General features: G+C 65.4%; 23 protein-coding genes. 10 read left to right on the top strand and 13 right to left on the bottom strand.

All coding sequences use genetic code 11. The features are described 5' to 3' along the window. Positions 1–15: 15 nt before the first annotated feature. Positions 16–609, bottom strand: a complete 594-nt coding sequence (locus CK215_RS20710; protein WP_095831997.1) for a TetR/AcrR family transcriptional regulator — start codon at positions 607–609, stop codon at positions 16–18. 421 nt (positions 610–1,030) lie between these two features. Next, positions 1,031–1,762 carry a GntR family transcriptional regulator gene (locus CK215_RS20705; protein WP_095832043.1) on the bottom strand — a complete coding sequence of 244 codons (732 nt, stop codon included), beginning with the start codon at positions 1,760–1,762 and terminating at the stop codon, positions 1,031–1,033. 186 nt (positions 1,763–1,948) lie between these two features. Here CK215_RS20705 and CK215_RS20700 point away from each other — a divergent pair, with 186 nt between their 5' ends. After that, positions 1,949–2,962, top strand: a complete 1,014-nt coding sequence (locus tag CK215_RS20700; protein ID WP_066993001.1) for an SIS domain-containing protein — start codon at positions 1,949–1,951, stop codon at positions 2,960–2,962. Between the two features lie 46 nt (positions 2,963–3,008). Continuing rightward, on the top strand, positions 3,009–3,824 hold the full coding sequence (locus tag CK215_RS20695; protein WP_095831996.1) for a PfkB family carbohydrate kinase: 816 nt from the start codon (positions 3,009–3,011) through the stop codon (positions 3,822–3,824). 3 nt (positions 3,825–3,827) lie between these two features. On the opposite strand, the gene CK215_RS20690 is transcribed toward CK215_RS20695, so the two are convergent. The 4 genes from CK215_RS20690 to CK215_RS20675 form a co-directional block, all read right to left on the bottom strand. Beyond that, entirely contained in the window at positions 3,828–4,799 is a 972-nt protein-coding gene (locus CK215_RS20690; RefSeq protein ID WP_066993007.1) for an amino acid ABC transporter permease, read from the bottom strand. An 18-nt stretch (positions 4,800–4,817) separates the two neighbouring features. Next, on the bottom strand, positions 4,818–6,098 hold the full coding sequence (locus CK215_RS20685) for an FAD-binding oxidoreductase (protein WP_095832042.1): 1,281 nt from the start codon (positions 6,096–6,098) through the stop codon (positions 4,818–4,820). A 49-nt stretch (positions 6,099–6,147) separates the two neighbouring features. After that, positions 6,148–6,975 carry a transporter substrate-binding domain-containing protein gene (locus CK215_RS20680; RefSeq protein ID WP_245418747.1) on the bottom strand — a complete coding sequence of 276 codons (828 nt, stop codon included), beginning with the start codon at positions 6,973–6,975 and terminating at the stop codon, positions 6,148–6,150. 148 nt (positions 6,976–7,123) lie between these two features. Beyond that, positions 7,124–8,017: a LysR family transcriptional regulator gene (locus tag CK215_RS20675; protein WP_066993015.1), complete on the bottom strand. Its 894-nt coding sequence runs from the start codon at positions 8,015–8,017 to the stop codon at positions 7,124–7,126. A gap of 148 nt (positions 8,018–8,165) precedes the next feature. On the opposite strand from CK215_RS20675, the gene CK215_RS20670 reads away from it, so the two are divergent. From CK215_RS20670 to CK215_RS20650, 5 genes are all read left to right on the top strand, one after another. Next, on the top strand, positions 8,166–9,356 hold the full coding sequence (locus CK215_RS20670; RefSeq protein ID WP_170950343.1) for an MFS transporter: 1,191 nt from the start codon (positions 8,166–8,168) through the stop codon (positions 9,354–9,356). Further along, positions 9,353–9,823 (top strand): cyclophilin-like fold protein, encoded by a 471-nt coding sequence (locus CK215_RS20665; protein ID WP_095831995.1) that lies wholly within the window; start codon positions 9,353–9,355, stop codon positions 9,821–9,823. Before CK215_RS20670 ends, CK215_RS20665 begins: the two co-directional genes overlap by 4 nt. 19 nt (positions 9,824–9,842) lie before the next feature. After that, complete coding sequence (locus tag CK215_RS20660) at positions 9,843–10,238, top strand: cupin domain-containing protein (protein WP_095783361.1); 396 nt, start codon at positions 9,843–9,845, stop codon at positions 10,236–10,238. Between the two features lie 28 nt (positions 10,239–10,266). Then, positions 10,267–11,283 (top strand): zinc-dependent alcohol dehydrogenase family protein, encoded by a 1,017-nt coding sequence (locus CK215_RS20655; protein ID WP_095831994.1) that lies wholly within the window; start codon positions 10,267–10,269, stop codon positions 11,281–11,283. A gap of 317 nt (positions 11,284–11,600) precedes the next feature. Further along, positions 11,601–12,488, top strand: coding sequence for an MFS transporter (locus tag CK215_RS20650; protein ID WP_245418746.1), 888 nt, complete (start codon positions 11,601–11,603; stop codon positions 12,486–12,488). Positions 12,489–12,549: 61 nt separating this feature from the next. On the opposite strand, the gene CK215_RS20645 is transcribed toward CK215_RS20650, so the two are convergent. Continuing rightward, positions 12,550–13,074 (bottom strand): hypothetical protein, encoded by a 525-nt coding sequence (locus CK215_RS20645; protein WP_141245503.1) that lies wholly within the window; start codon positions 13,072–13,074, stop codon positions 12,550–12,552. Between the two features lie 219 nt (positions 13,075–13,293). On the opposite strand from CK215_RS20645, the gene CK215_RS20640 reads away from it, so the two are divergent. Next, entirely contained in the window at positions 13,294–13,896 is a 603-nt protein-coding gene (locus tag CK215_RS20640) for a cupin (RefSeq protein ID WP_095778986.1), read from the top strand. 96 nt (positions 13,897–13,992) lie between these two features. On the opposite strand, the gene CK215_RS20635 is transcribed toward CK215_RS20640, so the two are convergent. Next, positions 13,993–14,352 (bottom strand): hypothetical protein, encoded by a 360-nt coding sequence (locus CK215_RS20635; RefSeq protein ID WP_095778929.1) that lies wholly within the window; start codon positions 14,350–14,352, stop codon positions 13,993–13,995. Between the two features lie 149 nt (positions 14,353–14,501). On the opposite strand from CK215_RS20635, the gene CK215_RS20630 reads away from it, so the two are divergent. Then, positions 14,502–14,792, top strand: a complete 291-nt coding sequence (locus CK215_RS20630) for a DUF982 domain-containing protein (protein WP_095831992.1) — start codon at positions 14,502–14,504, stop codon at positions 14,790–14,792. 18 nt (positions 14,793–14,810) lie between these two features. Here the strand turns inward: CK215_RS20630 and CK215_RS20625 are convergent, their stop codons facing one another. From CK215_RS20625 to CK215_RS20610, 4 genes are all read right to left on the bottom strand, one after another. Further along, entirely contained in the window at positions 14,811–15,380 is a 570-nt protein-coding gene (locus CK215_RS20625; RefSeq protein WP_095831991.1) for a DNA-3-methyladenine glycosylase, read from the bottom strand. After that, positions 15,370–15,735: a hypothetical protein gene (locus CK215_RS20620; protein WP_095831990.1), complete on the bottom strand. Its 366-nt coding sequence runs from the start codon at positions 15,733–15,735 to the stop codon at positions 15,370–15,372. Before CK215_RS20620 ends, CK215_RS20625 begins: the two co-directional genes overlap by 11 nt. Then, entirely contained in the window at positions 15,686–16,048 is a 363-nt protein-coding gene (locus tag CK215_RS20615; RefSeq protein WP_067321824.1) for a VanZ family protein, read from the bottom strand. Before CK215_RS20615 ends, CK215_RS20620 begins: the two co-directional genes overlap by 50 nt. A gap of 192 nt (positions 16,049–16,240) precedes the next feature. Further along, positions 16,241–17,389, bottom strand: a complete 1,149-nt coding sequence (locus tag CK215_RS20610) for an amidohydrolase (protein WP_095832040.1) — start codon at positions 17,387–17,389, stop codon at positions 16,241–16,243. Positions 17,390–17,585: 196 nt separating this feature from the next. On the opposite strand from CK215_RS20610, the gene CK215_RS20605 reads away from it, so the two are divergent. Further along, complete coding sequence (locus tag CK215_RS20605) at positions 17,586–18,491, top strand: alpha/beta hydrolase (protein ID WP_095831989.1); 906 nt, start codon at positions 17,586–17,588, stop codon at positions 18,489–18,491. A 183-nt stretch (positions 18,492–18,674) separates the two neighbouring features. On the opposite strand, the gene CK215_RS20600 is transcribed toward CK215_RS20605, so the two are convergent. Beyond that, positions 18,675–19,391, bottom strand: coding sequence for a class I SAM-dependent methyltransferase (locus CK215_RS20600; protein WP_095831988.1), 717 nt, complete (start codon positions 19,389–19,391; stop codon positions 18,675–18,677). Positions 19,392–19,471 lie beyond the last annotated feature (80 nt).

The raw sequence follows: 19,471 nt of genomic DNA, 5'->3' as shown, positions 1-19,471 counted from the left end.
CATCAATCCCGGTCGTCAGTCCCGCGCCGTCCAAGCCGTGACTGCGTCGCGAACCTGTTCGGTGGCCGCATCCAGAAAGGCCTGAGCGAGGTCGGGGTCGTTGACGACGCGCGACAACGTCAGCGCGCCGACCATCGTCGAAAGAATGGCCATGGCCTTGCTGTTGGGCTCTTCGCCATCGGTCGCGGCGATCAACCGGCCGATGATTTCGAGATACTGCTTGATGCCGGCTTCGAATGACCCTTTCACGTCGGCCCCCTGTCTCGCGGCATCCGAGCCGAGCGCCGCGACCGGGCAGCCGTCCATCCTTTGCTCGCGATGGCCCATGCTGAGGTAGAATGCCATCACCGCCCCAAGCGGATCGCGGGGATTGGCTGCGGTCGCCGTCGCCCATCGGGCAGCCGTACTCTCCACCGCCCGTCTGGAAGCCTGTGCGACCAAGTCCTCCTTCGACGCGAACTGCTTGTAGAAGGCGCCTTGGGTCAGCCCGGCACCCTTCATCAGATCCTTGAGGCCGATGCCGTCGAACCCATGTTCCCGAAAAAGGCGGCTGGCCACGTCGATCACGGTCTGCCGGTTCTTCTCAGCCTGAATGCGGCTCACGCGCATGATCGGCCTCCATATTTAGATTGCGTACGAAATCTATATGCCATTTAGAGACTGAGCGCAATCTAATTAAGGATCCGGGATAGGCGGCTCGTCGGGGGCTCAGGTTTGCGGCAGGCCAGATGCGCCCGCCGACCGGGATTCCGTGAGCCGGGCTACCCGGAACAGCTCTACGCGTTCTGGAGATCCGGCGGGGAGGTGACGGTCTCGACCGAGGGCGACAAGCAAATGAGCGCCAACACGCCGCCAGACGCGCAGCGTGCGACTGCCGGACAGGGAATGGGATCTCAGAGCGTTGGCCAGAGCCTAAGAAAAGGACGCGTGAACCAGAGGACCTATTCGAAGGCTATTCTCGAACTGAATTCCCATGCGGCAGCGCCCGGCGAACACCGCCGTCGCCGGCCCAACTCGCCGGCGTTAGGCGTCACCGCCGTGCGAAACTGAAGGCGAAATGGCTGCCGCGATGATAGACAGCGGCATAGACGACCGGTGTCCCGGTCGCATCGAAACAGGTTTCCGCAATGAGCAGCGCCGGCCCAAAATCGCGCAGGTCGTTGCGTTGCACGATTTCGTCCGGCAGCGTCACGGCTGAAACCGAGGCGGCCGACATACGCGGCTGATGGCGGTTTTTCTCCAACAGCGCGAGTAGCGAACCACTCCATTCGATGTCGAAAAGGCGGCCGGGCAAAAGGCCGCGCGGCACGTAATCCAGCGAGTAGATCAGGGGCACGTCGTTGTGCAGCCGCAGCCGTTCCAGCCTTATGACGCGCTCTCCGTCGGCCAGCCGCAATTGCTGCTGGATCACCGGATCGGGCGTTTCCTCGGCGATCGACAGAACCTTGTTGATGGTGTCGTAGCCATAATGGCGCGACATGTCGGTCACGCTTTCGAAAATCGTGATCGGCCGGTCGACCTGCACGGCAGAGCTCGCCGTGACAAAGCGGCCGAGGCCGTGGGTGACGGAAATGACGCCGTCTTGTTCGAGAAGTTTCAGCGCTTCGCGCAGGGCAGGGCGCGAGATGCGGAAGCGCTGCGTCAACTGCGACTCGGTCGGCAGCCGGTCGCCGGGCTTGAGCCCCTCGCTTCTGATCAGGTCGGCAAGGCGGTCTCGGAGCTGGACCGCCAATGTGCGCGCATCGCGAAGCGGCTCGTCCAAGTCCGTTATCCCCATTGTGCCAACTCTCCTTTTGTTGTCGGACAATCGCGGCTAGGTCAAGCGGGGCATGTCGTGCCGCTTCACATGCTGCACACCCAAATGGACCGGAGCCGGTCCGCAAGATTTCTCTTGAAATGCCCTCATGAAGATGTCAGTTGTCTTACAACAGAAGCGATCGAGGGAACGATGCTCAATTTCGACGAAGCCCGGTTTGTGCGCATTCAATCGGGGGCGGTGGCTTTGCGGGAGCGCATCGAAACCGCCGTTGCGCAATGTCTCGCCGGCGGGGCTCAAAACATCTTCTTCCTCGGCACCGGCGGCGCGGCGATTCTGATGCATCCGGCCGCGCAATTGCTGCAGCGCCGGTCCGGCTTTCCCGCCTTCGTCGAAATCACTGCCGAGCTGCAGCTTGCCCAATCCGTGCACCTGACCGAGAAGTCGATCGTCGTGCTGCCTTCGCTCTCGGGCACTACCAAGGAAAGCGTGGCGCTGCTGGCTAGGATCAAGGAGATCGGAGCGACGGTGATCGCGCTGGTTGGGCATGAGGAGACGCCGCTCGGCAGGGGCGGGGACCACGTCTTCGTCAACTTCGCTGAAGACGACACCTCCTGCGAGTCCTTCTACCTCCAGTCGCTGTTCTTTGCGCTTTCGGTGCTGAAGCATCGCGGCGAGCTGGCCGAATCCGAGCGGATTTTCGCCGAGTTGGCGCAGTTGCCGCGATTGCTGCTGGAGGTGAAGCGGAGCTATGAAAAGCAAGCCGCCGACTTCGCCCAAAACCTGGCCGCCTCCGACTATCACATCATAACCGGCGCCGGGAACGTCTGGCCGCAGGCTTGGTATTACGGCATGTGCATCCTGGAAGAGATGCAATGGATCCGGACCCGTCCGGTGCATGCCTCCGATTTTTTCCACGGCACGCTGGAACTGGTGGAAAAAGACGTGAGCGTTGTTCTCTTCAAGGGCGAGGACAGCGCCCGGCCGCTGGCCGAGCGGGTCGAGAATTTCGCAGCTAACTACACGGACAAGACGACGGTGCTCGACACGGCCGCCTTCGAACTGCCCGGCATTTCTGCGGACGTGCGCGCGCTGGTTTCGCCGGTCGTGCTGGCCACCGCCCTCGAACGCGTCAGCGCTCATCTCGAGGTGATCCGCAACCACCCGCTGACGACGCGCCGCTACTATAAACGCGTAGCCTATTGAGCGCGTGCCTTTAGCGGCAGCGCTTCATGGCGTAGCAGAGGGGGATATGACGGCTCAATTTCGATTTGCCGCCGTCGGCGACAATTGCACTGACCGCCTCGGCTTGCCGATCGGGCGCTCGCTGGTCGGCGGCAACGCGCTCAACGTCGCCGTCCAGCTCGCCCGGCTTGGCAATAGGAGCTTCTATTTCGGTGCCGTCGGCCGCGACGCCGAAGGCGAGCGCACCCGCGCCGAGCTCGAAGCCAATCGGGTCGTGGTCGACCACCTGCGCGTCGGCGACCGCAACACCGCCTGGACCGACATCAAAGTGTTGCCGTCAGGTGAGCGGCTGATCGCCGCCGAGGATTTCGGCGCCTGCGCCGGATACGCGCCGCACGAGGCCGAACTTGCGATCCTGGAGGCGATGGATCACGTCCATATCGGCTGGCTGGATGACGGCGGCGCCTTGCGCAGGCGCCTGTCGCGGGCAGGCGTCAGCGTCTCGCAGGACATTTCGGTCAACGCCGATCCGGCCAATCTCGGCGTCGAGGGCCTGAGCATAGCCTTCTGCTCGACCGGCGAACCCTATGGTGCCGCGGCGGCGATGGCGGCGGATCTTCTGTCGCGCGGCGCAGGCTGCGCCGTCGTCATGCGCGGTGCCGAGGGGTCGATGGCGTTCACTGCCCGCGAGCGCGCCGAGACCGGCATCCGTCCGGTCGAGGTCGTCGACACGACCGGCGCCGGCGACAGTTTCATTGCCGGCTTTCTCCACGCCTGGCTGGCCAAAAAGCCGCTGTTGCAATGTCTCGAAAGCGGCCGCGATCGCGCCGCGCTGACCTGCTGCCATCTCGGCGGCTTCCCCCAGGAGGGAATGCCGCACTGAAGTTCAGCGCTTCAGCGAGCGCCCGAACCGTTCCTCGATGCGGGACTGCAGGAATTCGAGCCCGATCGACAGCAGCCAGTAGATCATCGAGGCGGTGATCAGCATCTCGATGTGCCGGAACTCGGTCTGGCCCTGCGTGCGCGCCAGATACATGATCTCCCATACGCCGACCACCGAAATCAGCGAGGAATCCTTCAGCATCGCGATGAACTGGTTGCCGGTCGGGGGAACGATGACGCGCATCGCTTGCGGCAGGATCACCAGGAACATCGTCTGGTTGGGGCTGAGGCCAAGCGCGGTGGCGCCCTCCGTCTGGCCGCGCGGAATGCTTTCGATGCCGGCCCGGAAAATTTCGGTCATGTAGGCGCCGTAGCAAAGCGACAGCGCCATGATGCCGGCGGGCACGGCCCCGATCACGTAGCCGACCTGCGGCAGGCCGAGATAGATGATGTAGATCTGCATCAGCAACGGCAGCCCGCGGAACAGCGAGGTGTAGAACGTTGCCAGGCCATAGACGACGCCGTTCTTGGAGAGCTTGGCTATGGCGCCGATGAAGGCGATGACCGTGGCGATGGCGATCGAAATGGCGGAGATGTAGAGCGTCGTCACCACGCCCTGCGAGACGAGGAAGCCGATCTTCCTGGCAATGAAAGAGAACGACAGGTCGAAGGAATAGAAGAACAGCATCAGCAGCACGAACAGCTCGATCCACACCGCCACGATCTGCTGTTTGCGCCCGAGTTGCTGCAGGGCTTTCCAGTTGGCCGCCGCGATCAGCGCGATCAGCACCGCCGAAACGCCTCGCGCTGCCGCGGGATTGGCGGCAAGCCATTCGAGGGAGCTCGGAACCAGTTTGCCGATCCAGTCGGCTTTGATGCCAAGCCCGTAGAGGCCTGCAGCGAACGCGGCGAGCGCCAGGCACATGCCGATGCGACGCGCGGCGTCCGGATAATTGAGCAGCAGTCTGCCGATCACCTGTCGATCTCCCTGTGGTCAGCGGGGGCGTTCGCGCCACCAATCTTGCGCCTGTAGCTTCCAATAGGTGAGTTGCGCCGCGGCAAGCCCGACCGGCCCCCCCGCCCAGGTCAGTCCGAACCGTTCGAACAGCCGGTAACGGTCCGACTGGCCGAGTATCGCCTCGGCCACCACCTTGCCGGCCATGGCGGTGGTGTTGATGCCATGGCCGCCAAACGCCGTGAGATACCAGACGCCTGGCTGCAGCTGTCCGATCTGGGGCATCAGGTGCCGGGCGTAGGCCATCAGCCCCGACCAGGCGAGTTCGGTCTTGAGCGCAGCGAGCTGAGGATAGGTTCCGACCATCTCCCGGCGCAATTCCCTGGCCAGCGCCGCCGGCGAAGCGGCCCGCGTGGTGATGCGCCCACCCCAGAGCAGCCGCCGCCCGTCTTCCACGACGCGGTAGTAGTCGCCGGCGCGGCGGCTATCGCCTATGCCGTCGGTCGTCGCGATGGCGCTGGCGATGAGCTCCGGGGCCTCCTCGCTCAGCATCACATAGGTCGCAATCGGCAACATGGCCCGCCTCAACTGGCCGAGCAGCCGTCCTGTGTAGCCGCCGGTGGCGAACACCGCCTGCCGCGCGCGTACTTCGCCGTTTGCTGTGCGCATGGTCTTTTGCGGGCCGTCGAGTCTCGCCTCGACGGCGCTCGACGCCTCGTGGATCCTGCCGCCCAGCCGCTCGATCTCCTCGGCGACGGAGCGCAGATAGTTGAGCGGATGCATATGGAAGGCGTTGGGGTCGCGCAGGCCCTGATAGTAGCGCTCGGACTGCAGCACCGCGCGCACCTGGTCACGCTCGAGATATTCGAGCGGATAGTCGAAATCCCGCGCCAGCCGTTCGGCGTGGGCCTTCAGTTCGGCGCCGCCGTCATGGCGAAGCACGCCGATAATTCCGGGGCGAGGCTTTGCCGCCTTGATGTCGAGATCCTTGATCGTCTGCCGCACGAATTCGACGCCTTCGATCGACAATCGGTGCAGCTTCTGTGCCGCCGCGGTGCCGGCCATCGCGGCGATATTGTCGCTGCCGGTGGCGAAGCCGGGGCTGACGAAGCCGCCGTTGCGGCCCGAGGCGCCGAAGCCGACGCGCTCGGCTTCGAGCAGGACGACTTCGCGCCCGGCGCGGGCCAGCTGCAGCGCCGTCGTCAGACCGGCCAGTCCGCCGCCGACAATGACCGTGTCGCATTCGGCCAGACCGGCCAATGGTGGTCTGACCTTCTCGTCGGCAAGCGTGCGGCGATAGTAAGTATCGGGATAGGTCATGATGAATCGCATGATGGCGGGCGGCCTTGAAAGCCGCCCGCGAAGAACGTCAGTCGGCGCTGTAGTTCTTGCCGTACCATTTGGTGGTCAGCGTGGCGAGCGTGCCGTCCTTTTTCATCTCGTCGATGATGCCGCCGACCTTGGTGGTCCACTCGGCGTCACCCTTGTCCGCGATCACCACCAGCGGCTCGCGGAAGGCGTAGTCGCCCTCAAGGATGCGCAGCGGATACCCGTTCTTGATGGCGTTCTGGGCGGTCTGCTCGGGCGCGATGACTGCGTCGAGCCGCACGCCGTCCCCAAGTCTCAAATCGTCGAATGGCAGCATGGAATCGGCAAAGGTCCGTATCTCGCCGGGTTGCAGCTTGTATTCGACTGGCGGAAGGCCGGGAGCGTCGATCTCCAGCTGACGGCGGATGAAATCTTCCGAAGTCGTGGCGGTTTCGACACCGATCACCTTGCCGTTCAGGTCGTTCACGGACTTCGCCTTGCTGTCTTTGTGGACCACATAAACATAAGGGCTGTAATAATAGATGCCGGCGAAATCGATCACCTTGGCCCGGGCCTTGGTCGGCGTCACCGAGCCGACGCCGAGGTCGTAGCGGCCCTGCCAGTGGCCGCCGGTCATTGTGGCCCAGTCGGGCGTCTCGAAGCTGACCTCCACGCCCAGACGCTTGGCGATCTCTTTCGAGACGTCGATATCAAACCCCACCAGCTGGTTGCTTTCGTCGAGAAAGCTCTGCGGCGGCCAGCCGCTGTTGGTCGCGACCACCATGGCCTTCTTGGATGTGACGCGATCCAGGGTTTCTCCCGCTCGCGCTGCCGACACAAATGCGAGCGCGCCGGCAGCCAGCGCGAAACAAGCGATCAATCTCCTCACGAAACCTCCCTCTCGTATGTAAGATGTCTGACAACGCAATTGTCCGGAAGGGGCAGGGCGAGTCAAGCATCTTTTGTCGGGCATTGCCGAGTTGAGCCTGCAATGGGCGTCCAGGCGCTGGGCGCTCGTGCCGCCCCCGGCCCCAGGCTCAACTCCGATGCCGAAGCGCCTCGACGACGACTGCCATCGCCGGAGAAAGCTGCCGCCGGCTCGGATAATAGAGGTGATAGCCCGGAAAGGGCAGGCTCCAATCATCGAGCACGAGCGTCAGCCGCCCGTCCGCGATGTGGCGGCTGACGAGGTTTTCCGGGACATAAGCGATGCCGTAGCCGCTTAGCGCCGCATCGATCATCGGCAGGGTCGAGTTGAAGGTCAGCTGGCCATCGACCCGGACCCGAAGCTCGCGGCCCTTCTTCTCGAACTCCCAGGCATAGAGCCCGCCAAACGTCGCCTGCCGCAGGCCGATGCAGTCATGCCCGACCAGATCCTGCGGTGTCCTCGGGACTGGGCGGCGGGAAAAATAATCCGGCGAGGCGATGGCCACCAGCCGCCAGTCGGGGCCGATCCGCACCGCGATCATGTCCCGGTCGACGCTCTCGCCAAGCCGCACGCCGGCGTCGAAGCGCTCCTCCACGATGTTGCGCATGCCGTTGTCGCTGTAGAGCTCGACGCGCAAGTCGGGATAGTCGCAGAGCATCGGCTCGAGCTTCGGCCAGACCGTCGTCTCCAGCGCATGGTCGGACAGCGTGATGCGTACCGTGCCAGCGGGCTTGTCCCGGAAGGCGACCAGACCCGCGAGATCCGCCTCGATCTCCTCGAAGCGTGGGGCGAGCGACTGGTAGAGCCGCTCGCCGGCTTCCGTCGGCGCCACGCTTCGCGTCGTGCGCGTAAGCAGGCGAACGCCGAGGCGGGCTTCCAGCTGCTTGATGGTGTGGCTGAGCGTCGACTGTGACGTGCCGAGTTCCGCCGCTGCCCTGGTGAAGCTGCGCTCCCGGGCGACAGCCAGGAACCACAGCAAATCTTTCATGTCGCCGCGCTGCATGGAGAACCTCCTGGTCGATTTATATCACAGGTCGATAAGTCCATACGGATTATCTGCTCTAATCGAATTGGTTGCACTGCAATATCTTCCGGGCAGGTCGCGGCGGCCGTGGCCGATTCCGGCGCCCCGCTTGCAAGGATGCCCCCGAATGGAAACCACTTACGACACAAGGCTTGTCGAAGACCGCGCCATGCGGGGCGCGGTGCTCTCGATGGCGCTTTGCGTTTCGGTGCTCATCGCCTCGGAGTTCATGCCGGTCAGCCTGCTGTCGCCGATCGCGACCGATCTCGGTATCACCGAGGGTCGGGCGGGCCAGGCGATCTCGATTTCGGGCATTTTCGCTGTCGTGACCAGCCTGCTGGTCGCCGGCCTGACGCGCCGCATCGATCGCAGGCTGGTCGTCACCGGCTTCACCGTGCTTCTCATCGCGTCCGGGCTTGCCGTCACCTTCGCCCCCAACTACGCGTTCCTGATGGCCGGCCGCGCGCTGCTCGGCATGGCGATCGGCGGCTTCTGGTCGATGTCGACCGCGATCGTCATGCGCCTCGTCCCCGAGGAGCAGGTCCCTAAGGGCCTCGCCATGCTGAACGCCGGCAACGCCGTCGCGGCCACCATTGCCGCGCCGCTGGGCAGCCTGCTTGGGGCCTATGTCGGTTGGCGCGGCGCGTTCTTCCTGGTCGTGCCGCTCGGGTTCCTGGCGCTCGTCTGGCAGTGGCCCAGCCTGCCGCCGCTCCCGCCGCGCCGGCGGAAGGGGCCGGGCAACAGCCTGGCTCTTCTCGGCCGTCCTCCGGTCGCCGTCGGCATGGCATCGGTCATGATGCTGTTCATGGGTCAGTTCGCGCTCTTCACCTATCTGCGTCCCTTCCTCGAAAGGGTCACCCAGGTCGACCTCGCGACGCTTTCGGCGATCCTGCTGGTCATGGGGCTCGCGGGCGTCGGCGGCACCTGGTGCATCGGCCGGCTGCTGCGCGCGCGTCTGTTCAGCATCCTGATCGTCATTCCGCTGGTCATGGCCGTGCTTGCGCTCGCGCTCATCGCCCTCGGCGCAATACCCCTTCCTACAGCCCTGCTGCTTATCGCCTGGGGTTTCTTCGGCACGGCCGCGCCTGTCGGCTGGGGCACCTGGCTCAGCCGCACGCTGCCTGAAGACGGGGAGGCCGGCGGCGGGTTGCAGGTGGCCGTCATCCAGCTTGCCATTACCGGCGGCGCCGCGATCGGCGGCACGCTTTTCGACACGGTCGGCTGGTGGGGAGCCTTCGCCTTCGGCGCGGCGCTGCTTTGCGGATCGGCGCTCGCCGCGTTGGCCGCATCGCGCATGGCCGGGAGGTCTCTGCCATGACGACCGACCGTCCCACGCTCAGCCGCCGCATTTTGCTCGGCGCCGCGCTCGCATCAACGCTCCTGCCGCGGCGCGCCCGCAGCCAGCACGGCAGGGACCCAGCCAGCCAGGAACCCGCCGACATGAAGATCAGGATGACATTCGATGGCCGAACCATGACGGCCAAGCTCTACGACAATCCTTCGGCACGCGATTTCTTCTCCATGCTGCCGCTCGATCTCACGATCGACGACTACGCGCACAACGAGAAGATCGCCTATCTGCCGCGCAAGCTGACAGAAGAGGGCAGCGGCCCGTTCGGCAACGAGCAGCCCTATGACCTCTGTTATTTCGTGCCCTGGGGCAATCTGGCGATGTTCTACGCCGACTACCGCCATCCCGGGCTGATCAGGCTCGGCCGCTTCGACGAGGGCGAAGAGGCCCTGCACATACGCGGCGAGTTCCCGCTGCGCATCGAACGCATGTGAGAACGCAAAGGAGATCACCATGGACATTCTTCGCGCTGGCACGAGGCCGTCCGGCAAGGGGCCTTCCGACTGGTTCACGGGCACGGTCCGGATCGATCCGCTCTTCAATCCCTTCGATGCCGCGCGGGTGCAGGGCGCGCAGGTCACCTTCGAGCCCGGCGCCCGCACCGCCTGGCATACGCATCCGCTGGGGCAGACGCTGATCGTCGTCTCCGGCCGTGGCCGCGTGCAGCGCGAGGGCGGGCCGCTCGAGGAGATCCGCCCCGGCGACGTCGTCTGGTTCGCGCCCGGCGAGAAGCATTGGCACGGCGCGTCGCCCGAGACGGCCATGACCCACATTGCCCTCCAGGAGGTCAAGGACGGCAAGGTCGTGGACTGGCTGGAACATGTCAGCGACGCCGACTACCGCGCCTGATCACCGATCGAACGAAAAGGAAAGCAAAATGCTCGCAACTGTTCTTCATAAGCCCGGCGATATCCGCTGCGAGGAAATCGAGGACCCGAAGATCCTTCGCCCGACGGACGCCATCATCAAGCTCTCGGCGAGCTGCATCTGCGGCTCGGACCTGTGGCCGTATCGCGGGCTGCAGCCGATCGATCGCCCGATGCATATGGGCCACGAATATTGCGGCATCGTCGTCGAGGTCGGCGCGGAGGTGCGCAACGTGCGCCCCGGCCAGTTCGTCGTCGGCTCCTTCTGCCTCTCCGACAACACCTGCCCGCATTGCCGCTTCGGCTTCCAGTCTTCCTGCGTGCAACGCGAGTTCATGTCGGGCGCGCAGGCGCCTTATGCCCGCGTGCCGCTGGCCGACGGCACCCTGGTGGCGACTTCCGAGGTTCCGCCGGCCGACCTGGTGCCTGACCTGTTGGCCGTCTCGGATGTGCTCGGCACCGGCTGGTATGCGGCGGATGCGGCCGAGGTGCGCGAAGGATCGACCGTTGTCGTCGTCGGCGACGGCGCCGTCGGCCTGATGGGCGTGCTCGCGGCGAGCGAGATGGGCGCGCAGCGCATCATCGCCATGAGCCGGCACGAGAGCCGCCAGAAACTCGCGCGCGAGTTCGGCGCGACCGACATCGTGGTCGAGCGCGGCGAGGAAGGCATCGCCCGCATCAAGGAACTGACTGCGGGCGTCGGCGCGGACTCGGTGCTGGAATGCGTCGGTACGGCCGAATCCTTCGACCAGGCGCTGGCCTGCTCGCGCCCCGGGGGCACCATCGGCTATGTCGGCGTGCCGCATGGCGTGAGCTTCGACGGCCAGAAATTGTTCTTCGGCCAGAAGCGCATGCTCGGCGGCCCGGCGCCGGTGCGCCGCTTTCTGCCCGACCTGATGGAGCGCGTGCTCAAGGGCAGGATCAAGCCCGGCAAGGTCTTCGACCTCAAGCTGCCGCTGACTGAGGTCGCCGAGGGCTACCGCGCCATGGACGAGCGGCGCGCCATCAAGGTCATGCTCGAGGTCTAGGCGCCGGCGATGGTCGCGACGGACACAGCAGCCGACGAAAGCCGGACGATGGCGAAATTGCTGCCGATCATGGCGGCGGTCTTTGCCGGCTTCCTGCTCATCGGCCTGGCGTTGCCCGTCCTGCCGCTGCATCTGCATGACAGGCTCGGCTTCGGCCCGTTCGCCGTCGGGCTGGTGACGGGCAGCCAGTTCGTCGCTCGCTGCTCTCGCGCATTGGTGCCGGAAACTATGCCGATCTGCGTGGCGGCAAGCGGGCCGTCGCGGTCGGCCTTGTCGCCGCCGCGCTGGCCGGGCTTGTCTATCTCGGCTCGCTGGCTTTGCTCGCTCAGCCGGTCGCGTCCGCTACGGTGCTCTTCGTCGGCAGGGCGGTGCTGGGCGCGGCCGAGAGCTTCATCATCACCGGCGGCGTCGCCTGGGGCCTGGCGCTTGCCGGCGGACAGAACTCCGGCAAGGTCATCGCCTGGATCGGCATGGCAATGTTCGCGGCGCTGGCGCTCGGCGCGCCGATCGGGTCCGCGCTCTATGAAGCCGGGGGCTTCGCCGCGATCGCTCTCGCCACAATGGTCCTGCCCCTTGCAACACTGCTCGCCACTCTGCCGATGCGCGGCGTCAAGGTCGCCGGCAGCGCCGCGCGGCAGTCCTGGACGAGCGTCGCGCAAGCGATCTTGCTTCCGGGCGTCGGAGCGGCCCTCAGCAGCCTCGGCTATGGGGCGATCCTGTCCTTCGCAGCACTGCTCTTTGCCGAGCGCGGCTGGCATCCGGTGTGGCTTCCCTTCACCGCCTATGCGGCATCGCTGATCGCGGCAAGGCTGTGCTTCGGCCATCTGCCGGACAGGCTCGGCGGCGCCCGCGTCGCCGCCACCTTCGTGGTGGTCGAGGCGGCGGGCCTTCTATCGATCTGGCTGGCGCCGGGGCCGCTCGTCGCGGCTATTGGAGCGGGCCTGACCGGGCTCGGCTACTCGCTGGTCTATCCGGGCCTCGGCACCGAGGCGGTCGCCCATCTCCCCGCAAGCAGCCGCGGCTTTGCCATGGGACTCTACACCGTCTTTCTCGACGTGGCGCTCGGCTTCGGCAGCCCGGGGCTCGGCCTGATCGCCGCGTCCGCCGGGCTGCGGTTCGTCTTCCTCGCCGCCGCCGCGGCGGCACTTCCGGCTTTGGCCATCGCGCTCTTGCTTCGCCGCAGGTCAGCCCGGGCAAGGATGTAACGGCAAGCGCGCCGCCGCTGCGCCGTTTCTGCAGGTCGTCGGATCGGCTCTTCGGTCAGCCTCAGTGCCGGGGCACTTCGGCCCACAACCGGGCGGCAAAGCCGCGCTTGTCGAGCACCCAGGTCTCGCCGGTCACCACCGCCTTGCCGTCCAGACATTTGTAGGAATAGAGCGCGTCGTGACCGGTCGCGAAGGCTGGCACGACGTCGTCATTCGGGTTGGTCCTGCAGAATTCGTCCGCGCCGGGATTGTCGCGCGCGGCGTTCATTTTGGCGCAGGGCAGGTTTGCCCCGACGAAGCAGGCCAGCACCTTGCCGTTCATGCAGCGGTAGTTGGCCTGCGCCTGCAGTTCCGATTCCGCCGGCGCGCCCTTGGCGTCCGGAAAGAGCTTCCTGAACGCCTTGACCGTGCCGCCGTAGAGCTCGTGCGAGTAGGCGCGGATCGTATCGTCGTTCTTCACCTGGCGGCACAGTTGATGGAGATTTTGGGCCTTTGCCACGCTGCCTGAAGCGAGCGCCGGGAAGGCGGATGCCGCAAGCACCACCGAAACGAAAACGCCGATGGTCGAAAGGCAAAATGCACGCATTTTGAACTCCTCGGGAAGGGCGCGCGGCCATTGCTGGCGTCGCGCATGGACGCCGGCAACCTCCCACAGCTTGACCGCTGCGATGCCGGGAAGCAATCCGGGTCGCTCGTGCCGCAAGCGGGCGTCGGCAACCTCTGGAACCAAGGCTGTCCCCACGGGTTGAGTTCGGTCGGCCGAGGTCGCAAGGCGTTGCAAGCGGCACTTATGGAGGACCCGGCTTTGAGCATTGTCGAGAGCATCAAGAAAGCAGCCGAGAAGCTGACCGGGATCGCAAGACCGGGCACGTCCAGGCTCGCGGATCTGGTTAGGCAGAGGAAGGCCAATGCCTTCCGCTTCAAGGACGACGGCCTTGTTCCGAACCATCCGTCGTGGCCGCTGATCGTTTACCGCGGCGCCGTGACGTTGCCGGATGATCTCGATCCGGCAGCCGTCTTCGAGGAGCTATTCAAGGCGAATGGCTGGGGCGACAGCTGGCGCAACGGCATCTACGACTATGTCCACTACCACTCGCGCATCCATGAGGTGCTGGGCATTGCGCGCGGCACGGCCAAGGTGCGCTTCGGCGGCGACAAGGGCCGCGCGCTCACGGTCAAGGCCGGCGACGTGGCGGTTCTGCCGGCCGGCACCGGTCACCAGCGGCTCTCGGCTTCCGACGATTTCCTCGTCGTCGGCGCCTATCCGCGCTCCGGCACCTATGACGAATGCACCAAGCCCGAGCAGCACGCGGAAGCGCTACGCATGATCCCGAAGGTGAGCCGGCCGCGCAAGGACCCGGTCTATGGCCGCGACGGACCATTGCTGAAGGCGTGGGGCGAACGCTGAATGCAAGCATCTCGCCATCAAGCGAGGCCATCTCCACCTGCGCCTTCAACAAGAAACAGCGGCCGCCGATTCGAAGTCGCAGCGGCGCGCTTTCGCCTACGGATACTGCGTCTTCTTCGGCGCGTAGGTTGCCGGATCGAAATCCAGCTCCTTGGGCAACGGCTGGCTGGAGCATTGCAGGTGCACCTGGCGGGCAAGAAGCCGTCGCTGTTGCTGCTCATGCTCCTTCACCGCCGCCACCATCCCCATGCTGTACGGGCCGAGCAGCACGCCAAAACCCCAGCCGGGATGCTCCTTTTCGCGCACGTCGTAGTCCGAGGCCGCAATGCGGGCCTGCTGGCATTCCGGCGAGGCCCATTTCGGGTCCTGCTGCGACAGCTTCGCTCCGTAGTCGACCGGAGAGGTCACGCATCCAGCCAGCGCCGCGCTCAGCGCGAGGATCATTGCGATTCGCATCCGCAAGCCTTTCCTAATGTGCGGGCGAGAAAACACAGACGGAGGCTTCGGGCAAGCATCCCTCGACGGGAACCAAAATCGCTTTCGAGCTGCAACCGGCCTGCGGGACGCGCGTTGTCGAAGCAGCTTACCTCATGGAGCCCACACACATGCCCGCCAAGCGTTTCTCTCAGCCCGTCGCAATCTTCGTCGGGCTCGGCTTTCCGCGCGAGTTAAACACCGTCTTCGAGGCCTATCAGTTTCTCGACGAATGGACGGGCAGCCGCAGCCCGACCTACGCAACGACCCTCGCGCTGTGCCGGGCGGCGGTCGCGGGTGAACAGGATGCCGAAGCCGCACGCGTCGCCTTCGAAGCGTTCGCGAGGTCGCGCGGCATTCTCGCTGCCGAAGCGATGGAACTGGCCGCGGCGCGCGCCGCGCAGGAATGGATGGCGGCGTGATCGATCGCTATCGATCTGTCAAAACTTCCGGCTGACATAAGGCGATCCGCCGAGGCCGAACCGCCACTGCGCCTCCACGCCCTTCGTGATGCCGATCCTGCGTCCGCTCAGGATAGCGGCCGCGTTGGTTTCCGAGGCGGCAAACTCGAAGGGCGGCGCGATGAGCGACAGGCCGTTATGCGAGGCGTCGACGCCGATCGCCTGGCAGAGCTTGCCCGGGCCGGAGCAGAGCAGCCTGTCCTCGTCGGTTCCCCGCCTGTCGCGCATGGCGGCGATGCCGGATTGCGGCTGGATCGCGCGGATCAGCACCGCGCTGCCAGGCAGGCACACCGCGTTCAGGCACCAATGCAAGCCGTAGGAGCGATAGACATAGGCCGTGCCGGGGGCGCCATACATCGGCGCGTTGCGCGGCGTGCGGCCGCGATAGCTGTGCGAGGCCGGATCGTCGGGGCGATAGGCCTCGGTCTCGACAATGATGCCGCCGACGCCGGCGAGGCCGAGCCGCGCGCCGATCAAGGCGCGCGCCACCGTGACGGCTTCGCGCGCGAAGAAATTGTGGTGCTGGTCGGCGTGAGCGCTAGGCGGCATGGCGGTCAACGCTCGTCAGATAAGCCATGATCATCCTGCGGCACTGGCCCATCGCGCGTTCGCCGGCGACGCTGACCGGGTGCCGTTCGATGGCGCGGTGGACCACGTTCTCCAGGAGCGTCTCGATGAGCGCCGCCGCATCGCCCAGATCGAGGTCGGGCGCGATCTCGCGGCGGTGCCGCGCCAGCTGGTTTTTGATGATCCGGTCGCCGACCTCGCGGACCTTTTCCGCGCGATAGCGCCGCGCCAGCGAAGAACCCCAAGCGGGTTCCGCGCGGCTATTGCCTGCGCTGCCGTGCCGGGATTCAAATCCTCGGACCTGCCGAACGATCGACGGCCCTGCTCGCGACGGCAAACACAATCCGCGCCAAGGCAATCCCGATGAGCCCGGCCGCCGCTTTCACGAGCGCATCCTGGAGCCGGGCATGCCGGCCGGGATCGACCGCCTGCAGCAATTCCAACAGGCCGGCCGCGGCGCAGACAAACAGCATTGCGTGCATCAGCCGGGCGCGGAATCCGAAGGCCAAGGCAAGGCCGAACAGGGCATAGGCGAGAGCGCGTTCCATGTTCGCTTCACCCAGGTGCGGGCGCATTTGGACGGGTGAGAGGGTGGCAAACGTGATGGCCGCCAGCAGCACGAGCGCGGTAAGACGGGAGATCGAGGTCATTCCCCGCTCATACAAGCGGCAAGCCGGCATAACAATACAGGGCGCTACGCGGCACACGCAAACCGCCGGCGAAAGCTGTCCGGCCGTCCCTGCGCACCGTCTCAGTTCAGCGTTTCATGGAAAAGGTGAACTGCCCTGTCTCTCTGTTCCGACGCAATTCCGGCCGGAGAATGCGCCTCCTTTCCAGCCCGCTCACCCCAGCAGGTTGCGCGCCGCGCGCATGAAGATCTTCGAGCCGATCGGGATCAGGTCGTCCGGGAAATCGTAGTCGGGATTGTGCAGCGCCGGGTAGTGCTCGCCGGCGCCGAGGAAGAACATCGCCGACTTCGCGCTGTGGCCGAAGATGCCGAAATCCTCCGAGGCGCGCATCGGCAAGGCTGCCTCGCCGCGCGACACGCCTTCCTCGTCCAGCGCGCGCTCGAGATGCTCCACCGCGTCCGGCGCGTTGACGCTGGCCACGAAAATCTCGTGGTAGTCGTGGCGGACGGAAAGGCCGTGTTGGGCGGCGATTCTTGCCGCCAGCGCCTCCGCCGCTGCAACCAACTCCGCCATGCGCTCGTCGCGGCGGGTGCGCAGCGTCGCCCACACCTCGGCATAGCCGGGCGCAATGCCGAACACCGCTTCGCCCATCGAGCAATGGGTGACGGTGACCATAGCGAAATCGTCGTCGGCGAAAATGCCGCGCCCGAGCGTCGGCAATTGAGGCATCAGCTCACTCACCGCCAGCATCGGCGAGCTGCCGGTTTCGGGCATGGAGGAATGCGCGGTCTTGCCTTCGAGCACGATCCGCATGCCGCGCGAGGCGCAATTCACCACGCCGGGTTTGAGCCGCACTTCGCCGAACGGCACGCCCGGCAGATTGTGCAGCGAGAAGGCGAAGTCAGGCTGGATCTCGGAAAAGCGTGGATCGGCGACGACGCCGGCCGCGCCATTGCCGGTCTCTTCCGCCGGCTGGAACATCAGCACCACGCGGCCGCGCGCCGGCCTTTGGCGCCCGAACTGGCGGCCGAGCGCAGCCAGGATCGCTGTGTGCCCGTCATGGCCGCACATATGCGACTTGCCCGGCACCTGCGAGGCATGCGCGACGCCCGAAAGCTCATGGATCGGCAGCGCGTCGAGCTCGGAGCGAAACAGCACCGTCGGCCCGGCTTGCCCGCTGTCATAGACCGCCGCCACGCCATGGCCGCCGAGCCCGGTCAGTACCTTGTCGGGCCCGGTATCGGCGAGGAAGTCGACGACCTCCTTCGCCGTCTTCTCCTCTTCGTTGGAGATTTCCGGCTGCCGATGCAGCTTGCGCCTCCATTCCGTCAGCTCGACCAGGTCTCGGTTGGTCAGGGTCACGTTCGTCTCCGCGTGGTTTGCAGCTAACACAAACACAATAGGGTTCTGCTCGCGCCGTGCCATGCCGATCAATTCAAATAGTCCATGCGCGAATTCGCTGACGCAGCTTGACACATCCAGCGACTATCCCAACGATTTCCGTTGCCAAAGCTCAAAGCGCTACTAGTCGCGGCGCGCTTGGTCGTGGGGCGTAGAAATGAGCGGTGCGGGCGAAAACCTCGATCTAAAGGAAATCAACGCAATTCGCGCCTTGCTGGCGTCGAAGCCGCGGCCGGTGGGCTGGGACGAACGCCGGGCGCGGCTCGACGAGGTCGGCTCGTCCTGGCCGGTTGCGGGCGATATACGATGCGCGGCAGTGGTCTTCGACGGCCTCGCCGCGGAGTGGTCCCTGGCGCCCGGGTCCGGCACGGACAAGGTGCTGCTCTTCTTCCACGGTGGCGGCTACTGCTCCGGCTCGATCAAAAGCCATCGTCGAATGGTGACCGAGGCCGGCCGGGCAATGAGAATGCGCACGCTTGCGGTCGGGTATCGGCGCGCCCCGGAACATCCCTTTCCCGCGCAGCACGAAGACGCGCTCGCGGCGTGGCGCTTCCTCGCCGAGCAAGAGATCGCGCCGGATCGCATCGTTGTCGGCGGAGACAGTGCCGGCGGCAATCTCAGCCTGTCACTGGTCGGCCGGTTGCGCGCGGCGGGCGAGCGGTTGCCGAGCTGCCTTTGGCTGGTCTCGCCCTGGACGGATCTTTCGATGTCGGGCACCACATTGTCAGCCAAGGATGCGATCGACCCCATCATCCACCGGGCCTATCTGGAGGAACTGGCGGGCGCCTATGTTCCGCGTGATGTGGACCGGCGCGATCCGCTGATCTCGCCCTTGTTTGCCGATCTGACCGGATTTCCTCCAATGCTGATCCAGGTCGGTTCCGCCGAAACGCTGCTGTCGGACGCGACGCGGCTCGCCGAGGCCGCCGGCATAGCGGACGTCGAGGCACGCCTCGAAATCTGGCCGCATATGATCCATGCCTGGCCGGTCTGGAATGCGCAATTGAGCGCCGGGCGGCGCGCGCTTCTGAGCGCGGGCAGCTTTGCCCGCGAATTTGTGTAGGCACCGGCGGCCAGGCAGGATTGGCATGTTCCCGACCTGACTGCCTTGATGCTGGGGCCGCGCCTGGCAGCTCGATGTCCCGCCCACTCGCGCCCTGCATTTCGACCATTCAGGTAGAGCTTTGGTTCGCGTGTGAGTTCGCCGAGCCCGGCTCGTCGACGCGAAGTTGTCGGCCGCGAGCCGCTAAGCCTTGAAGCTGAACAACCGGAAAAGGTTCGAAGGACTCCTGTAGTGCTCACGCACCTCGCGGAAGCCGGCCCGCCGGCCAAGATTCCGCCAGGAAGACGCCGTCTCAGGGTAATCCATGCTATGCACGTGGGTGGCGAGCAGCAGCCATTCGAGGCTGCTGAGCGCTGAAAAATCTTTGCGCTGCCGTTCCCATCGTCTCATCCAGCCGGCCCGGCTCTCCCACATTTTGCATGTGTTCTCGTAGACCAGAAGCGTCCCGGATGGGCGGACAAGGCGCCGCAGCTGGTGCATGACCTCGAGTTTCTTGTCGAAGCGTAAATGGTGCAAGGACAGGCCGATCCAGGCGAAATCGACAGGCTCCTCCGAGGCGGTCAGCCACTCTACGAAATCCCCGCGCCGCAGTTCGGCGGCGCATGACAGACCGGCGACATTGGCGGTTGCCTCATCGAGCGCTGTCCGCGACAGGTCGATGCCGACATAGCGACCGACGGGCAAGCCCTCCAAGGCAGCCGCACTGAACGAGGCGTCTCCGCACGCAAGGTCCAGGAAAGTGAAGCCAGGGCGTTGGTTTTGCAGCAACTGGCGAAGCACCGCATAAGCTTCACGATGAAACAGGTAGTTGTTGTCCAGAACCTTGCGATAGATGCCCCACATTTCTTGGAACAGGGCAGAGTGGGGCACGGCAACTTCGATCTTGGTGGCGGCGGTCATGGGATCGCTCCTCTCGGTCAGGAGCAATCAAGGTGAAATGCGGGCCGCTAAATGTAGCGAACCGAGGTGCTAAAACTTCC

The organism is Mesorhizobium sp. WSM3864 (assembly GCF_002294955.1).
Classification (GTDB): Bacteria; Pseudomonadota; Alphaproteobacteria; order Rhizobiales; family Rhizobiaceae; genus Mesorhizobium.
This window is presented reverse-complemented; position numbering and strand designations above follow the sequence as displayed.